General features: G+C 67.0%; 15 protein-coding genes. 10 read left to right on the forward strand and 5 right to left on the reverse strand.

Annotation, left to right across the window (positions count from 1 at the left end; all coding sequences use genetic code 11):
- Window positions 1-35: 35 nt before the first annotated feature.
- Window positions 36-680: a phosphoribosyltransferase family protein gene (locus tag C5O79_RS10915; RefSeq protein ID WP_047850436.1), complete on the forward strand. Its 645-nt coding sequence runs from the start codon at window positions 36-38 to the stop codon at window positions 678-680.
- Between the two features lie 7 nt (window positions 681-687).
- On the opposite strand, the gene C5O79_RS10920 is transcribed toward C5O79_RS10915, so the two are convergent.
- Window positions 688-1,905, reverse strand: a complete 1,218-nt coding sequence (locus C5O79_RS10920) for a polyhydroxyalkanoate depolymerase (protein ID WP_122473756.1) — start codon at window positions 1,903-1,905, stop codon at window positions 688-690.
- A gap of 268 nt (window positions 1,906-2,173) precedes the next feature.
- Here C5O79_RS10920 and C5O79_RS10925 point away from each other — a divergent pair, with 268 nt between their 5' ends.
- Both C5O79_RS10925 and C5O79_RS10930 read left to right on the forward strand, forming a co-directional pair.
- Window positions 2,174-2,803 carry a glutathione S-transferase gene (locus C5O79_RS10925; RefSeq protein ID WP_046545358.1) on the forward strand — a complete coding sequence of 210 codons (630 nt, stop codon included), beginning with the start codon at window positions 2,174-2,176 and terminating at the stop codon, window positions 2,801-2,803.
- 217 nt (window positions 2,804-3,020) lie between these two features.
- Window positions 3,021-3,215 (forward strand): hypothetical protein, encoded by a 195-nt coding sequence (locus tag C5O79_RS10930; protein ID WP_039352510.1) that lies wholly within the window; start codon window positions 3,021-3,023, stop codon window positions 3,213-3,215.
- 107 nt (window positions 3,216-3,322) lie between these two features.
- Here C5O79_RS10930 and proP read toward each other — a convergent pair whose 3' ends face one another.
- Complete coding sequence (proP, locus tag C5O79_RS10935) at window positions 3,323-4,810, reverse strand: glycine betaine/L-proline transporter ProP (protein WP_046545359.1); 1,488 nt, start codon at window positions 4,808-4,810, stop codon at window positions 3,323-3,325.
- A gap of 539 nt (window positions 4,811-5,349) precedes the next feature.
- Between proP and C5O79_RS10945 the strand changes: the two genes are divergently transcribed.
- Window positions 5,350-5,682, forward strand: a complete 333-nt coding sequence (locus C5O79_RS10945; protein ID WP_122473757.1) for a YnfA family protein — start codon at window positions 5,350-5,352, stop codon at window positions 5,680-5,682.
- A gap of 34 nt (window positions 5,683-5,716) precedes the next feature.
- Here the strand turns inward: C5O79_RS10945 and dnaQ are convergent, their stop codons facing one another.
- Genes dnaQ through C5O79_RS10960 form a run of 3 tightly spaced genes read right to left on the reverse strand, consistent with a single transcriptional unit; the run spans window position 5,717 to window position 7,742 of the window.
- Window positions 5,717-6,451, reverse strand: coding sequence for a DNA polymerase III subunit epsilon (dnaQ, locus tag C5O79_RS10950; RefSeq protein ID WP_046545361.1), 735 nt, complete (start codon window positions 6,449-6,451; stop codon window positions 5,717-5,719).
- 38 nt (window positions 6,452-6,489) lie between these two features.
- A complete protein-coding gene (gene rnhA / locus C5O79_RS10955; RefSeq protein ID WP_039347704.1) occupies window positions 6,490-6,933 on the reverse strand; it encodes a ribonuclease HI in 444 nt (147 codons plus the stop codon).
- On the reverse strand, window positions 6,930-7,742 hold the full coding sequence (locus C5O79_RS10960; protein WP_039347700.1) for a class I SAM-dependent methyltransferase: 813 nt from the start codon (window positions 7,740-7,742) through the stop codon (window positions 6,930-6,932). Before C5O79_RS10960 ends, rnhA begins: the two co-directional genes overlap by 4 nt.
- An 18-nt stretch (window positions 7,743-7,760) precedes the next feature.
- Here C5O79_RS10960 and gloB point away from each other — a divergent pair, with 18 nt between their 5' ends.
- From gloB to carB, 6 genes are all read left to right on the forward strand, one after another.
- Complete coding sequence (gloB, locus tag C5O79_RS10965) at window positions 7,761-8,567, forward strand: hydroxyacylglutathione hydrolase (RefSeq protein ID WP_122473758.1); 807 nt, start codon at window positions 7,761-7,763, stop codon at window positions 8,565-8,567.
- Between the two features lie 151 nt (window positions 8,568-8,718).
- Window positions 8,719-10,293 carry a transglycosylase SLT domain-containing protein gene (locus C5O79_RS10970; RefSeq protein ID WP_046545363.1) on the forward strand — a complete coding sequence of 525 codons (1,575 nt, stop codon included), beginning with the start codon at window positions 8,719-8,721 and terminating at the stop codon, window positions 10,291-10,293.
- A 157-nt stretch (window positions 10,294-10,450) separates the two neighbouring features.
- Window positions 10,451-11,668, forward strand: coding sequence for an MFS transporter (locus C5O79_RS10975; protein ID WP_122473759.1), 1,218 nt, complete (start codon window positions 10,451-10,453; stop codon window positions 11,666-11,668).
- 355 nt (window positions 11,669-12,023) lie between these two features.
- Window positions 12,024-13,169 carry a glutamine-hydrolyzing carbamoyl-phosphate synthase small subunit gene (carA, locus tag C5O79_RS10985; protein ID WP_041492797.1) on the forward strand — a complete coding sequence of 382 codons (1,146 nt, stop codon included), beginning with the start codon at window positions 12,024-12,026 and terminating at the stop codon, window positions 13,167-13,169.
- Between the two features lie 37 nt (window positions 13,170-13,206).
- Window positions 13,207-13,866 (forward strand): leucine efflux protein LeuE, encoded by a 660-nt coding sequence (gene leuE / locus C5O79_RS10990; protein ID WP_046545364.1) that lies wholly within the window; start codon window positions 13,207-13,209, stop codon window positions 13,864-13,866.
- 49 nt (window positions 13,867-13,915) lie between these two features.
- Complete coding sequence (gene carB, locus C5O79_RS10995) at window positions 13,916-17,170, forward strand: carbamoyl-phosphate synthase large subunit (RefSeq protein ID WP_039347683.1); 3,255 nt, start codon at window positions 13,916-13,918, stop codon at window positions 17,168-17,170.
- Window positions 17,171-17,195: the final 25 nt, after the last annotated feature.

The following is a 17,195-nucleotide window of genomic DNA, read 5'->3' on the forward strand; positions in this document are numbered from 1 at the left end:
GTTCGCGCATCCGGCGCAATGGCAGGGAGCCGATCGTGTTCGAGTGTTTTGCCGATCGCGCCGATGCCGGCCGCCAGCTGGCCGGTGCATTGCGCGAATACGCGGGGCGGGACGATGTCGTCGTGCTCGCATTGCCGCGCGGCGGTGTGCCCGTCGCCTATCCGGTCGCTTGCGCGCTGCATGCACCGCTCGACGTGCTGGTCGTGCGCAAGCTCGGCGTGCCGTACGATCCCGAGCTCGCGATGGGCGCGATCGCGACGGGCGGAGCGATTCATCTGCAGCGTTCGGTGCTGCGTTCGATGAAGGTGTCCGACGCGCAGCTCGCCGACGTGATCGCGCGCGAGACGGCCGAACTGCATCGGCGTGAAGCGCTGTATCGCGGTGCCGTACCGCCGCTGCCGGTCGAAGGGCGCATTGCGATCGTCGTCGACGACGGCGTCGCGACCGGCGCGTCGATGCGTGTCGCGCTGCAGGCGTTGCGCGAGCGTCACCCGGCGCGGATCATCGCGGCTGCACCGGTCGCGCCGGCGGGCGCACGGCATGTGTTCGACGATCTGGCCGACGCGTTCGTCACGGTGACGCTGCCGCAGCCGTTCTTCGGGATCAGCCAGTTCTACGCGCGCTTCGAGCAGACGAGTGACGACGAGGTGCGCGCGTTGCTCGACGCGGCGCGGCGCTGATTCGGCATCACGTCCGCCGGATGCGGCGCGGGCGAGGGCGGCGGGCCTCGGCCCACGCGAACACGCGCTGCAGCATCGGATGGACATCCCCGTGCCAGCGCGCCCCTGTAAACAGCCCGTAGTGATCGCAATCGTCGATGTCGATGCGAAAGCGCTCGTCGTCGGCGAGGCCGCTGCACAGGTCGAGCGCCGCGTGCGTCTGGCCGGCGCCCGTGACCTTGTCGCATGCGCCTTCGACGGTCAGCAGGACGATGCCGCGCAAAGCCGCCGGTTCGACGCGCTGGCCGCCCACGTCCCACGTGCCGAGCGCAAGGCTCATGCGCTGGAACACGATGTCGACCGTATCGAGGAAATACTCGGCCGGCATATCGAGCAGCGCCGTGTATTCGAGCAGCGCGCGCCGCGCGCAGGCGAGTCCGGTCATGTCGAAGCGCGACGCGGCCAGCGCGTACCCTTCGATCAGCGACAGGAAGCGCTGCGGGTAGACGAGCGCGATCTCGCCCTGCTGAAGATAGGTGGGAAACACGTGGCGGCCGTGCCCCGCGAAGCCGGGGGGTACGACGTCGATCAGGTGGCGGCGGCACCAGCCGAGCGAATGGGCGGCAGCGGCGGTGCCGAGCGCGCTCGGATTCCGGCGCGCGTCGAGCGGGCCGCCGATCAGCGTGACGCTCGCGGGCGACGGGAGACCGCGCGTCGCCCTTAGCGCGAGCGCGCCGAGCACCGGCACGGTCGCCTGGCACACGGCGACGACATGCAGCGGCCGGTCGTCGTGCGCGAGCCCGTCGACGAAGCCGTCGAGCGTCGCGACGTACTCGTCGAGCCCGAAACGGCCCGCCGCGAGCGGCACGTCGCGCGCATTGCGCCAGTCGGTCACGCAGACATCGCCGTCCGCGAGCAGCGTCTCGACGGTTTCCCGCATCATCACCGCCGCGTGCCCGGCAAGCGGCGCGCACAGCAGCACCGTGCGCTGCGCATCGGCGCGCGTGAAGCGCCGCAGGTCGCAGAACGGCGTGCGCGCGACGACGCGCTCGCCGAGCGCCGGCCATCCGATGTCGAAATGCGGGGGCCCGTCCGGCGGCCCGAGCAGCGGCTCGAACAGGTCGTCGTAGCACGACGACGCTGCGTGCGGCAGCGTGGCCGCGGGCCATGCGTCGAACGCGTGCCGCGTCGCCGCGCGCCAGGCACGCATCCATTCCCGCTGCTGCTCGACGAGGGCGTACCACATGACGAACCTTGGGGCGGAAGGGGGTGAACTTGCATTATGGTCACTGTGGCCGGACATCGTGAGTCCCGCGCGAGGCCGGTTGATGTGCATCAGGCGCACGGGCGCACGGGCGCACGGGCGCGAAGGCCGGCCGAGCACATTCCGTCATTGCGGCAAACGCGTTCGCGGAGCCGGCACCAGCCCGTTGCTGGCGGGAACGGGCCCTAGGCGACGCCGAGCGACGCTGCTACAGTCGTCGCTCCCATTCCCCTCAAGCGGAGCGTTCGCGATGAAGCTGATCGGCATGCTGGATTCCCCGTTCGTGCGTCGGGTCGCCATTTCGGCGAAGCTGCTCGACCTCCCGTTCGAACACGAGTCGCTCTCGGTGTTCCGTCATTTCGAGCAGTTCAGGGTGACCAACCCGGTCGTCAAGGCGCCGACGCTAGTGACCGGCGACGGCGCGACGCTGCTCGATTCGTCATTGATCGTCGACTATCTCGATCACCTGGTTGCGCCCGAGCGGCGCTTGCTGCCCGATACCGCCGATGCACGGCTGCGCGCGCTCGTGCCGGTCGGTTTCGCGCTGGCGGCCGCCGAGAAGACCGTGCAGGTCGTCTACGAGCAGGCGCTGCGTCCGTCAGACAAGCAGCATGCGCCGTGGCTGGAGCGCGTGCTGAGCCAGATCGAGGGCGCCTACGGCGCACTGGAGCCGCTCGTCGCGGCCGCGAACGGCTGGTTCGGCGGCGCGCGTCTGTTGCAGTCCGACGTGACGGTCGCGGTCGCATGGCGCTTCACGCAATTCATGGCGGCCGACTACCCGGTGCTCGCGCGGATCGATCCGGCCCGTTATCCGGCACTGGCCGCGCATTCGGCGCGGGCGGAAATGCTGCCGGCGTTCGTCGAAACACCGCTCGTCTAGGGCCCGTTATTAGCGTGAACAGGCCCCAGGCGTCGCGCGGCGACGTGCGGCGGGGCCCCGTGCCGCTGTCCGTCCGCCCGCTCGGCCTTGTCGGGCAAGCCACTGTCGATTGTTCTCGGCGGCTGACAAGTGACTTCGCATTCGCGCGGTTTATCGGGACGCGGCCGGTCCCTAGAATCCACTCCATCGAATGACGCCTTGCCTGATGGAGCCGCAGATGAAAGCCCTGATCGAATCGAGCCTGTACCACCCGTCCCTCGTGTTGCCGCTGGCCGCGCTGACGCAGTTGATGGTCGAGCGCGATTTCAATCTCGGTCAGGTCGGGCTGATCGTCGCGGCGCGCGGTGCGCAGGCCGCCGTGTCGCGCTCGCGAGCGCTGATTTTCTGCCGTCAATGCGAGGCGCAGGCATGAGCGCGCTGGCGTCGAATGGATGAAAAAAGCCCGGCCGGCGCAAGCCGGTCGGGCGGATCGGGTTCGATCAGCCCCGGCTTCGGCCGGGGCTTTTTCATGGTTGACGCTCAGGCGCGTGCCGGCGACGCGACACTGTACATCTCCGATTCGTCGTCCTCGCGCATCTGGCGCACGAGCTGATGAGCTTCGCGGCGCGACGCGACGGCCGGCGGCGAGCCCTTGAGCGGCTGGCGCGCGGTTTCGGCGAGCGCGACGACCGACACGATGCCGATCACGGCGGCGCCCATCATGTAGTACGCGGGCATCATCAGGTTGTGCGTGACATCGACCAGCCAAGCGGTCACGAGCGGCGTCGTGCCGCCGAACAGCGACACCGACACGTTGAAGCCGATCGCCAGCGCGCCGTAGCGGATCTCGGTCGGGAACAGTGCCGGCAGCGCCGACGGCATCACGCCGGTAAAGCACGACAGCAGCACGCCGAGGATCAGCAGGCCGCCGAACACCGACGCCGTGGTGCCCGCGTGAATCAGCATCATCGACGGGATCGACAGCACGAGCAGGCCGACGCAGCCGGCGAGCATCACGGGCTTGCGGCCGACCTTGTCGGACAGGCGGCCGGCGGCGAGCGTCAGCGGCATCATCAGCACCATCACGATCAGCACGAGCACGAGGCTGTGCGATTCGTCGAAGTGCAGTGTCGACGACATGAAGCTCGGCAGGTACGACAGCACCATGTAGTCGGTCACGTTGAAGATCAGCACGAGCCCGACGCACAGCAGCAGGGCACGCCAGTTGCGCATCAGCGTTTCGCGGAAGCGCGCCTTCGGCACGGCCTTGTCCTGCGCTTCGCGCTCTTCGGCCTGGCGCTTGAACGCGGGCGTTTCCTCGAGCTTCATCCGGATGTAGAGACCGATCAGGCCGAGCGGGCCGGCGATCAGGAACGGCACGCGCCAGCCCCACGACAGCAGCGCTTCCTGCGACAGCGATGCGGTGAGCAGTGCGACGACGCCCGCGCCCATCACGTAACCGATCAGCGTGCCGAACTCGAGGAAGCTGCCCATGAAGCCGCGGCGCTTGTCGGTCGAGAATTCAGCGATGAAGGTGGCGGCGCCGCCGTATTCGCCGCCGGTCGAGAAGCCCTGCACGAGGCGGGCGACGAGCAGCAGCACGGGCGCCATGATGCCGATCGACGCGTAGCTGGGGATCAGGCCGATCGCGAAGGTGCCGACGGCCATCATGATCATCGTGGCGGCGAGCACGCGCTGGCGGCCGATGCGGTCGCCGAGCGGGCCGAACACCATGCCGCCGAGCGGGCGCACGAGGAACGCGGCCGCGAACGTGCCGAAGGTCGCGAGCAACTGCGCGGACGGGCTGCTGGACGGGAAGAACACCTTGCCGAGCGTGACGGCGATGTAGCTGTAGACGCCGAAGTCGAACCATTCCATCGCGTTGCCGATGGCCATGGCGCTGACGGCGCGCTTGAGGAGGCTCTGGTCGACGACGGTGATGTCGTCCGCGACGAGCGGGGCTTCGCCGGACGACGAAGCGGTGGAAGAAGCAGCGGTCGGGCTGACGTGTGTTGCGGTCAAGGTCATGCACTCCTTTGACTGCGCCGAACGGGCGGGCCGTCCGACACGGTTTGCCGGCGAGCGCGGTGTCGGGTGCGACGCGTCGGGGCAGACCTTTAAGCACTTACTGCATGACAGGCGGTAAAGGGCCGTAAGGGGCTGCTTCGACGCGGGCCCGATGGGCCGTCGCGACAGTGCGCTCATGAAGAATGGGCCGCGTGATGCAGGCGGCAGATGCCGGTGCGGACGGTGTCCAGCGTTCCGGCAAGCGCCCCGGAGGGGCAACGAAACGAGAAAAGCGGGCCTGTCGGGCGGGCTTTCCTGTGTGTGCAATTTCGGTCGAAGCGCCGGCCCGCAACGCGCGGACGGACTTCTCTCGAAATCGAATAGACAGAGATTGAATGTTGAAACAGGCGACATGATAGCACGATGACGGATGATCGTGCAAATTGCCGGGAAACGCCCGGCTGGCGGGGCATCCGGCGGGAGCGGCTCGGTTATGATCGGCGGCGCACGGCGGGGCCGTGCGGCCCCGGGTGACGGTGGCCGAATTCACGAGGAACCGGATGACCGAACTGATGAGGATCGCGGCGCTGTTCGCCGCCACCGCGCTGGCCGAAATCGTCGGCTGCTATCTGCCGTGGCTCGTGCTGAAGGATGGGCGGCCGGTGTGGTTGCTGGTGCCGGCCGCGCTGTCGCTCGCGCTGTTCGCGTGGCTGCTGACGCTGCACCCGAGTGCGGCGGGGCGCACCTATGCGGCGTACGGCGGCGTGTATATCGCGGTGGCGCTGGTCTGGCTGCGGGTGGTCGACGGTGTTGCGCTGACCCGCTGGGACGTGGCCGGGGCGGTGCTCGCGCTCGGCGGAATGGCGATCATCGCGTTGCAGCCGCGCGCGTGAGCGCGGCGGCGGCGCGTGCCGCCGGCCGCCGGCTTCAAGCCGCTTCGGCGGCGCCTGCGTCGGCGGACGTGCGCCACACGCAGGTGCCCTTGACCGACTTGTCGAGCTCGTCGAGCTGCGCCTGGTGGGCGGCGAGTTCGTCGTCGCTCGCGGCCACCACGGGCAGGTCGAGCGCGGCGAGCGACACGCGCTGGCCGTTGCCCGCACCGCCGTCGGCGCCCGCGTCGTCGAGCATGTCGATCACGAGGCTGTCCTGGCCGCGCGTCATCGCGAGATACACCTCGGCGAGCAGCTCCGAGTCGAGCAGTGCGCCGTGGAGCGTACGGTGCGCGTTGCTGATGCCGAATCGGTCGCACAGCGCGTCGAGCGAGTTGCGCTTGCCCGGGAACATCTGCTTGGCCTGCACCAGCGTGTCGATCACGCCGCCGCAATGCTCGGTGAACGGCGGCAGGCCGAGCCGCGCGAATTCCGCGTCGAGGAAGCCAAGGTCGAACGGCGCATTGTGGATGATCAGCTCGGCGTCCTTCACGAAATCGCGGATCTGGTCGACGACTTCCGCGAATTTCGGCTTGTCGCTGAGGAATTCGGTCGTGAGCCCGTGCACCGCCAGTGCGCCCGGATCGCTGTCGCGCTCGGGGTTCACGTAGAAGTGCAGGTTGTTGCCGGTGAGCCGCCGGTTCAGCAGCTCGACGCAGCCGATTTCGATGAGGCGGTCGCCTGTGCGGGCGTTCAGGCCGGTGGTTTCGGTATCGAGAATGATCTGGCGCATGTCGGGAAATACGTAGGAAACAGAGAAGCGGCCCGCGTTCAGGCCGTGAGCGATTCGACGCCGCGATTGGCGAGTGCGTCCGCGCGCTCGTTTTCGGGATGGCCCGCGTGACCCTTGACCCAGCGCCACTCGACCTCATGCTGCGCGACGAGCGCGTCGAGGCGCTTCCACAGGTCGGCGTTCTTCACGGGCGTCTTCGCCGCGGTGACCCAGCCTTTCTTCTTCCAGCCGTGGATCCACTCGCTGATGCCTTTCTGCACGTATTGCGAGTCGGTATGCACGATCACCTGGCACGGCCGCTTCAGCGCTTCGAGCGCGGCGATCACGCCCATCAGCTCCATGCGGTTGTTGGTCGTGTTGGGCTCGCCGCCGAACAGCTCCTTCTCCTTGTCGCCGTAGCGCATCAGTGCGCCCCAGCCGCCGGGGCCGGGGTTGCCCTTGCAGGCGCCGTCGGTATAAATGTCGATCGTATCGGTAGTCATGAATGTTCTTGATGAGTGGTCGGGGAGGCCGCCGGCGTCAGGCCCGGTGCGAGCACGGGCTTCTTCATCCGGATCTGGCCGACGAGGCGCATGCCGCGCACGCGCTTGACGGCCGTCACCATGTAGACGGCGCCGAAGATCGGCCACCAGCGGTCGCCGGCGGCTTCCATGAAGCCGTAGCGGGCCAGCCACTTGTCGGTGACGAGCGGCGGCCGGTAGCAGCCGAAGCGGCCGCGTTCGAGGTCGAAGCCGAGCAGCTTGATCCAGTCCTTGAGCCGGATGAACGCGATCTGATCGCGCGTGGCCGGCACGAACGGATGGTTCGCCATGCGCCCGAACGATTGCCGCATGCCCCACAGGCTGAGCGAATTGAAGCCGGTGATCACGAGCTGGCCTTCCGGCATCAGCACGCGCTCGGCCTCGCGCAGCAGGCGGTGCGGGTCGGACGTGAATTCGAGCGTGTGCGGCATCACGATCAGGTCGACGCTCTGCGACTCGAACGGCAGGTCGAGCAGGTCGCACCAGGTCGTGCTGCGGCCGTCGGGCGCGTGCTCGGGCGCATGCGCTTCACGCGCCCACGGATACTGGTACGGCGCGCTCGCGCCGCTCGCCGGATCGAGCACGAGGCCGCGATACGGCATGCGGTTCTCGCGCAGTGCGTCGAGCTGGGGCAGGCCGAGCTGCAGCGCGTGGAACCCGAAGACGTCGGACACGATCCGGTCGAGCTGCGCCTGTTCCCAGCCCAGCACGTAGCGGCCGGGCGGTGAGTCGGTCCAGGCGGGCCAGTCTATAATTTGACGGTCAGACATAACGATGATTGCGCGCCCATGAACGAGCTGGAATACGTGCCGGTTCCGGCATTCGATGACAACTATATCTGGCTCGTCTCGGACGGCCGCGATGCGATCGCCGTCGATCCGGGTGAAGCCGCGCCGGTACGCCGGGTTCTAGCCGAACGAGGCTGGCGGTTGACCGCTATTTTACTCACGCACCATCACGCCGACCACGTCGGCGGTGTCGCGGCACTGCGCGATAGCCAACCGGACGATGCTCCGCTCGTTGTTTACGGCCCTGCGGCCGAGGCGATCGGCGTGGTTACGCAGCCGCTTTCGGGCGGCGCGCGCGTGACGCTCGAGGCGCCCGCCGCCACGTTCGACGTGCTCGACGTGCCCGGCCATACGCGCGGCCACATCGCCTATTTCCAGGCGGCCGGGCAGGGCAACGCGGTGCCGCACGTGTTCTGCGGCGATACGCTGTTCTCGTGCGGTTGCGGGCGCCTGTTCGAGGGCACGCCCGCGCAGATGCTCGCGTCGCTCGACGCGCTCGCGGCGTTGCCGGGCGACACCCACGTGCATTGCGCACACGAATACACGCTGTCCAACATCCGCTTCGCGCTCGCGTGCGAGCCCGGCAATGCGGCGCTCGCCACATGGCGCGACGACGCGCAGGCGCTGCGCGCGCGCGGCGTGCCGACCCTGCCCACTACGATCGCGCATGAGCGTGCCGTTAACCCGTTCATGCGTGCGGACAGCGATGCGATCCGCGCGACGCTCGAGGCCGAACTGCACGAAACGGTGCCGGATCGCCTGACGGCGTTCACGCTGATGCGCGAGTGGAAAAACCGGTTCCGATGATGATTTCCGGAGGACTCCAAAGCTCAAGCGGTGTCTGTAAAAATTGCTCCAAATGTAGGATTTCGCTGAGTTTTCGGTGTTTTTATTGACGTGAAGCACGCACTTCCGTAGTATCGCCTGCAATTTCCAGCCGTCGGAAGCAGAGATTTTCATGCGACTTATATTGAGTGCGATGGTGGTTCTGCTGCTCGCCGCTTGTGCGAGCCAGGCCCCTGTCGCCAACAACGCCGCCGATTCGCAGGCGACGTCCACCTACCTCCGTAAATCAGCCACCGCCAAAGAAACCGTCGACGTCGACAAGCAATCCGTCGGCGACCTGACCAGTGCGGACTCCGATCTCTGGGGTCGCATCCGCCGCGGTTTCCAGATGCCCGACCTGCAGACCGACCTCGTCGACATGCAGACCACGTGGTACACGCAGCGCCCGGACTACGTGCAGCGCATGACCGAGCGCTCGCAGAAGTACCTGTACCACATCGTCGAGGAGCTCGAGGCGCGTCACATGCCGACCGAGCTCGCGCTGCTGCCGTTCATCGAGTCCGCGTACAACCCGCAGGCGCTGTCGGTCGCGAAGGCGGCCGGCATGTGGCAGTTCATGCCCGGCACGGGCCGCACGTACAACCTGAAGCGCAACATGTGGCAGGACGAGCGCCGCGACGTGCTCGCGTCGACGAGCGCCGCGCTCGACTACCTGTCGCGCCTGCATGACATGTTCGGCGACTGGTATCTCGCGCTGGCCGCGTACAACTGGGGCGAGGGCAACGTGCAGCGCGCGATCGCGCGCAACCAGGCGGCCGGCCTGCCGACCGACTACCTGAGCCTGCGGATGCCGAACGAGACGCGCAACTACGTGCCGAAGCTGCAGGCGGTGAAGAACATCATCGCGAATCCGCAGCAGTACGGCCTGGCGCTGCCGGACATCCCGAACCACCCGTATTTCGTGACGGTCACGACGTCGCGCGACATCGACGTGGCGGTGGCCGCGAAGCTCGCGAATCTGTCGCTCGACGAATTCCGCTCGCTGAACCCGTCGTTCTCGAAGCCGGTGATCCTCGGCGCGACCGAGCCGCAGATCCTGCTGCCGTTCGACAACGCGTCGGCGTTCGAGAAGAACCTGAAGGCTTACAACGGCCAGCTTTCGTCGTGGACCACCTATACGGTCAGCGAACGGGCGCGGCCGGCCGCGATCGCCGAGAAGATCGGCGTGGACGCCGATACGCTGATGTCGATCAACAAGATTCCGGCCGGCATGCGCCTGAAGCCGGGCTCGACGATCGTCGTGCCGCGCGGCGATGACGACGACGAGGACATCAGCGCCGACGTGGCCGAAAACGGCGCGCTCGCGATGGAGCCCGACGTACCCGACACGCGCAAGATGCTGATCCGCGTGCGCCGCAAGCAGTCGATGGCGGCGATCGCCGGCCGCTACGGCGTGTCGGTCGGCCAGCTCAAGGCGTGGAACCGCACGCACCGCGATCTCGTGATGCCGGGCCAGGCACTCGTGCTGCACGTGCCGGTCGGTCGTTCGGTACCGGCGGAACCCGGTCCGGAGCGGATCGCGACGTCGGCCGGCGGTGCGCACATCGAGCGCGCGAGCCTGGCGGTGGGCGGCAAGTCGCACGGCGCGAAGCGCGGCGCGGCGAAGCCGGCGGCCAAATCGGCGAAGGCGGCTCCAGCGAAAGCGGCACCGGCCAAGGCCGCAGCGCACAAGAGCAAGAAGAAGTAACGCAGTCGCGATCGCATCGTGCGGCCGGCCCGGTTCGCGCGATTGCGCTATCATCCGACGAAATGCAATGAAACGCCGTCACCGAGGTGACGGCGTTTTTGTTTGTGCGCGGCGCGGGGGCGCTGCTTCGAATGTCTTCATATAACAAGGGGAAGTGATGTCGTCGGTGCAGGTGAGGGTGCTCGCGCTGTTTTCGGTCGGGTATTTCGTGTCGTATGTGTTTCGCGGCGTCAACCTCGGCTTCGCGCCGTTCGTCACGCACGAGCTCGGGTTGTCGGCCGCCGATCTCGGCCTGCTCACCAGTCTCTATTTCCTCGGCTTCGCGGGCGCGCAGATCCCGGCCGGCGTGATGCTCGACCACTTCGGCCCGCGCCGCGTGACGGCCGGCATGCTGCTGTTCGCGGCCGCCGGGGCGGCCGTGTTCGGCACCGCGCATACCCTCGGCACGATGATGGTCGGCCGGCTGCTGATCGGCGTTGGCGTCTCGGTGTGTCTCGGTGCGGCGTTCAAGGCGCTCGCGCAGCATTTCCCGGTCGGACGGCTGCCGCTCGTCAACGGCCTCGTGATGGCCGTGGGCGGCCTCGGCGGCGTGATGGTCGGTTCGCCGTTGACCTGGCTGCTCGGCTGGACGAACTGGCGCGCGATCTGTTTCGGCCTCGCGGTGCTGACGGTGATCGTCGCCGCGTCGATCGGGCTGGGCGCACCGGAAGCGAAGCAGGTGCGCCACCAGGGCGGGCTCGTCAGCCAGTTCAAAGGGACGTGGCACATCCTGAGCAGCCGTGCATTCTGGAAGATCTCGTCGTTCTCCGTCGTCACGCAGGGTGTGTTCTATGCGATGCAGTCGCTGTGGGTCGGGCCGTACCTGCGCGATGTCGCGGGGTTCGATGCGCCGCATGCCGCGCGCCTCGTATCGGTGCTCGGTTTCGCGATGATGGCCGGCTGCGTCGGCTTCGGCGCCGCGGCCCGCGTGCTCGAGCGGCGCGGTGTATCGGTGTACGCATTCTGCGGCGTCGGCATGGCGCTGTTCGTCGCGACACAGGCCGCGATCATCGCGCGCGTGCCGGTGCCGCCGGCCGTGCTGTGGGCGGCCTACGGGATGTTCGGCGGCGTCGGCATCCTGACCTACGCGGTGATGGCCGGGCATTTTCCCGCTCACCTGATCGGCCGCGCGAACACGACGCTGACGCTCGTGATCTTCCTGCTGATCTTTGCGTTCCAGATCGGTGTCGGCGGGGTGCTGTCGCATTGGCCTGCTGCCGACGGCCGCTATCCGGCCGCCGCGCACTTCACCGCCTGGGGTGTACTGCTCGCGCTGCAGCTCGCGAGCGCGGTCTGGTACGTGTGGCCCGCGCGAGGCACTGGTCAAGCGCACTGATCCGGCGGTACGCTGGCGGGTAGGGCGGCCGCGTAAACGGGGCCGCAGCGCGTTGCCGGACGCGGCGCGCGCACGATCGGACGGCCATATCAATTGAAGATAGGGCCATTTTCAGGCTATAATTTGAAAGTTTGTGCTGATCAACCTCGCACCCTAGCGCCTACCTCACTCATCCCGTTCATCCGCCGCACGCCGCCTGCCGGGCGATGCCGCGAAGCCTCGTGCGCCACGCGCCGGGTTCGCGTCTCGACAACGCAGGCCGCGTCCAGCAAGCGACCGCGCGCGCCCACGCAGCGCGGCGCTCGCGCGGCAGGGTAAGCAGGTCGGCAGCAGGGTGTTCCCCAAGGAGCCTCCCGTGTTGCCGTCTTTTACTCCCGCCTTGCTTGCACTCGCCGACGGCACGGTCTTTCGTGGTTATTCGATCGGGGCCGAAGGCCACACGATCGGCGAAGTCGTGTTCAATACCGCGATCACCGGCTATCAGGAAATCCTGACTGACCCGAGCTACTCGCGCCAGATCGTCACGCTCACCTATCCGCATATCGGCAACGTCGGCGTCAACGCCGAAGACGTCGAAGCCACGAAAGTCCATGCCGCCGGCCTGATCATCCGTGATCTGCCCTCGCTCGCATCGAACTTCCGCATGGACCGCACGCTCGGCGACTACCTGCGCGACGAAGGCGTCGTCGCGATCGCCGGCATCGACACCCGCAAGCTGACCCGCATCCTGCGCGACAAGGGCGCGCAGAACGGCTGCATCCTGACGGGCTCGGACGACGAAGCGAAGGCAATCGAGCTTGCGCGCTCGTTCCCGGGTCTCGCCGGCATGGATCTCGCCAAGGTCGTGTCGACCACGAAGCCGTTCGAGTGGAAGCAGACCGAATGGCGCCTCGAAGGCGGCTACGGCATGCAGGAAGCGCCGAAGTACCGCGTCGTCGCGTACGATTTCGGCGTCAAGTACAACATCCTGCGCATGCTCGCGGAGCGCGGCTGCCACGTGACGGTGCTGCCGGCGCAGGCGAGCGCGGAAGATGCGCTCGCGCTGAATCCGGACGGCGTGTTCCTGTCGAACGGCCCCGGCGATCCGGAGCCGTGCGACTACGCGATCGCGGCCACGAAGCAGTTCATCGAGCGCGGCGTGCCGACCTTCGGCATCTGCCTGGGTCACCAGATCATGGGCCTCGCGGTCGGCGCGAAGACGCTGAAGATGAAGACGGGCCACCACGGCGCGAATCACCCGGTGAAGGATCTCGGCGACGGTCGCGTGGTGATCACGTCGCAGAACCACGGCTTCGCGGTCGATGCGGATTCGCTGCCGGCCAACGCGCGCGTGACGCACGTGTCGCTGTTCGACGGCACGCTGCAGGGCTTCGAGCTGACCGACAAGCCGGCATTCTGCTTCCAGGGCCACCCGGAAGCGTCGCCCGGCCCGCACGACATCGGCTACCTGTTCGACCGTTTCACCGCGCTGATGGACGCGGCGAAGCAGCGCAACGCCTGACGTCAACGACGCAACCGAAGAACGGGAGATTCGCATCATGTTCGGCCACGCACTCGGCATCACGGATATCTGGACCTACGTGTTCGGCGTGATCTTCATCATCCTGCTGCCGGGGCCGAACTCGATGTACGTGCTGTCGCTCGCGGCGCAGCGCGGCGTGAAGGCCGGCTATCGCGCGGCGTGCGGCGTGTTCGTCGGCGACACGGTGCTGATGGTGCTGTCCGCCGCCGGCGTCGCGTCACTGCTGAAGGCGAACCCGCTGCTGTTCTCCGTCGTCAAGTACGGCGGCGCCGCGTATCTGCTCTACATCGGCACCGGCATGCTGCGCAGCGCGTGGCAGAAGCTGCGCGCGCCGGCGAATGCGCCGGTCGAGGCAGCGCCCGCGGTGGACGGCGAACGGCCGTTCCGCAAGGCGCTGATCGTGAGCCTGCTGAATCCGAAGGCGATCCTGTTCTTCATCTCGTTCTTCATCCAGTTCGTCGACCCGGCATTCCCGCATCCCGCGCTGTCGTTCGTCGTGCTCGGGGCGATCGCGCAATGCGCGAGCTTCCTGTACCTGAGCACGCTGATCTTCGCGGGTGCGCGGCTTGCCGAGCACTTCCGCCGCCGCCGCAAGCTTGCAGCAGGCGCGGCGAGCAGCGTGGGCGGCCTGTTCATCGGATTCTCGGTGAAGCTCGCGCTCGCCACGATGAGCTGAGCGCAGCCGGCCGACCCACGACAACGATTACTTATTGAATTCACAAGCCATGCCAAAACGCACAGACATCAAAAGCATCCTCATCATCGGCGCCGGCCCGATCATCATCGGCCAGGCGTGCGAGTTCGACTATTCGGGCGCGCAGGCTTGCAAGGCGTTGCGTGAGGAGGGCTACAAGGTCGTTCTCGTCAACAGCAACCCGGCGACGATCATGACCGACCCGAACACGGCCGACGTGACCTACATCGAGCCGATCACGTGGGAAGTCGTCGCGCGCATCATCGAGAAGGAGCGCCCGGACGCGATCCTGCCGACGATGGGCGGCCAGACCGCGCTGAACTGCGCGCTCGACCTGCATCACCACGGCGTGCTCGAGAAGTTCGGCGTCGAGCTGATCGGCGCGTCGCCGGAAGCGATCGACAAGGCCGAAGACCGCCAGAAGTTCAAGGAAGCGATGACCAAGATCGGTCTCGGTTCCGCGAAGTCGGGCATCGCGCACTCGATGGAAGAAGCAACCCAGGTGCACGCCGAGATCATGGCGCTCACCGGCGGCAGCGGCTACCCGGTCGTGATCCGTCCGTCGTTCACGCTCGGCGGCTCGGGCGGCGGCATCGCCTACAACCGCGAAGAGTTCGAAGAGATCTGCAAGCGCGGCCTGGATCTCTCGCCCACGCGCGAGCTGCTGATCGAAGAATCGCTGCTCGGCTGGAAGGAATACGAGATGGAAGTCGTGCGCGACCGCGCCGACAACTGCATCATCGTTTGTTCGATCGAGAACCTCGACCCGATGGGCGTGCACACCGGCGACTCGATCACGGTCGCACCGGCGCAGACCCTCACCGACAAGGAATACCAGATCCTGCGTAACGCGTCGCTCGCGGTGCTGCGCGAGATCGGCGTCGACACGGGCGGCTCGAACGTGCAGTTCTCGATCAACCCGAAGGACGGCCGCATGGTCGTCATCGAAATGAACCCGCGCGTGTCGCGTTCGTCTGCGCTCGCATCGAAGGCAACGGGCTTCCCGATCGCGAAGGTCGCGGCGAAGCTGGCGGTCGGCTACACGCTCGACGAGCTGAAGAACGAAATCACCGGCGGCCAGACCCCGGCGTCGTTCGAGCCGACGATCGACTACGTCGTCACGAAGATCCCGCGCTTCGCATTCGAGAAATTCCGCGAAGCCGATTCGCGCCTCACGACGCAGATGAAGTCGGTCGGTGAAGTGATGGCGATCGGCCGTACGTTCCAGGAATCGTTCCAGAAGGCGCTGCGCGGCCTCGAAGTGGGCGTCGACGGTCTCGACGAGAAGTCGACCGACCGCGACGAGATCGCGATCGAGATCCACGAGCCGGGCCCGGACCGCATCTGGTACGTCGGCGATGCGTTCCGTATCGGCATGACGGCCCAGGAAATCTACGCGGAAACCGCGATCGACCCGTGGTTCCTCGAGCAGATCGAGCAGATCATCCTGAAGGAAAAGGCGCTCGGCGGCCGCACGCTCGCGTCGCTCACGTTCGACGAGCTGCGCTACCTGAAGCAGAGCGGCTTCTCCGACCGCCGCCTCGCGAAGTTGCTCGGCGCGAGCCCGGAAGACGTCCGCAAGCGCCGCGTCGAACTCAACGTGCGCCCGGTCTACAAGCGCGTCGACACCTGCGCGGCCGAGTTCGCGACGAAAACCGCGTACATGTACTCGACCTATGAGGAAGAGTGCGAAGCGCAGCCGACCACCAACAAGAAGATCATGGTGCTGGGCGGCGGCCCGAACCGGATCGGCCAGGGCATCGAGTTCGACTACTGCTGCGTGCACGCGGCCCTCGCGATGCGCGAGGACGGTTACGAAACGATCATGGTCAACTGCAACCCGGAAACGGTGTCGACCGACTATGACACGTCCGACCGCCTGTACTTCGAGCCGCTGACGCTGGAAGACGTGCTCGAGATCGTCGACAAGGAGAAGCCGGTCGGCGTGATCGTCCAGTACGGCGGCCAGACGCCGCTGAAGCTCGCGCTCGACCTCGAGGCGCACGGTGTGCCGATCGTCGGCACGTCGCCGGACATGATCGACGCGGCCGAAGACCGCGAACGCTTCCAGAAGCTGCTGCAGGACCTCGGCCTGCGCCAGCCGCCGAACCGCACCGCGCGCGCCGAAGACGAAGCGCTCGCGCTGGCTGCTGAAATCGGCTACCCGCTGGTCGTGCGCCCGTCGTACGTGCTGGGTGGCCGCGCGATGGAAATCGTCCACGAGCCGCGCGACCTCGAGCGCTACATGCGCGAGGCCGTGAAGGTGTCGAACGATTCGCCGGTGCTGCTCGACCGCTTCCTGAACGACGCGATCGAGTGCGACGTCGACTGCATCTGCGACGGCGAAGCCGTGTTCATCGGCGGCGTGATGGAGCACATCGAACAGGCGGGCGTCCACTCGGGCGACTCGGCATGCTCGCTGCCGCCGTACTCGCTGTCGAAGGAAACCGTGGCCGAGCTGAAGCGCCAGACGGGCGCGATGGCGAAGGCGCTGAACGTGGTCGGCCTGATGAACGTGCAGTTCGCGATCCAGCAGGTGCCGCAGGCGGACGGTTCGAAGCAGGACATCATCTACGTGCTGGAAGTGAACCCGCGCGCATCGCGCACGGTGCCGTACGTGTCGAAGGCGACCAGCCTGCCGCTCGCGAAGATCGCGGCGCGTGCGATGGTCGGCCAGAAGCTCGCGCAGCAGGGCGTGACGAAGGAAGTCGAGCCGCCGTATTTCAGCGTGAAGGAAGCGGTGTTCCCGTTCGTCAAGTTCCCGACCGTCGATCCGGTCCTCGGGCCTGAAATGCGTTCGACCGGCGAAGTGATGGGTGTCGGCCAGACGTTCGGCGAAGCGCTGTTCAAGTCGCAGCTCGCGGCCGGTTCGCGCCTGCCGGAGTCGGGCACGGTGCTGCTGACCGTGATGGACGCGGATAAACCCAAGGCGGTCGAAGTCGCGCGCATGCTGCACGACCTCGGCTACCCGATCGTCGCGACGAAGGGTACCGCTGCCGCGATCGAAGCGGCCGGCGTGCCGGTGAAGGTCGTGAACAAGGTGAAGGACGGCCGTCCGCACATCGTCGACATGATCAAGAACGGCGAGATCGCGCTCGTGTTCACGACGGTCGACGAGACGCGCCAGGCGATCGCCGATTCCCGTTCGATCCGCATGAGCGCGCAGGCGCACAAGGTCACGTACTACACGACGATGTCGGGCGCGCGCGCGGCGGTTGAAGGCTTGCGCTACCTGAAGGATCTGGAAGTCTATGATTTACAAGGTCTTCACGCTCGCCTAAACTAAGCAGTCAGTTACCTGTCGAAGCAAC

This window comes from Burkholderia sp. SRS-25, from assembly GCF_004343765.1.
Lineage (GTDB): Bacteria > Pseudomonadota > Gammaproteobacteria > Burkholderiales > Burkholderiaceae > Burkholderia > Burkholderia contaminans.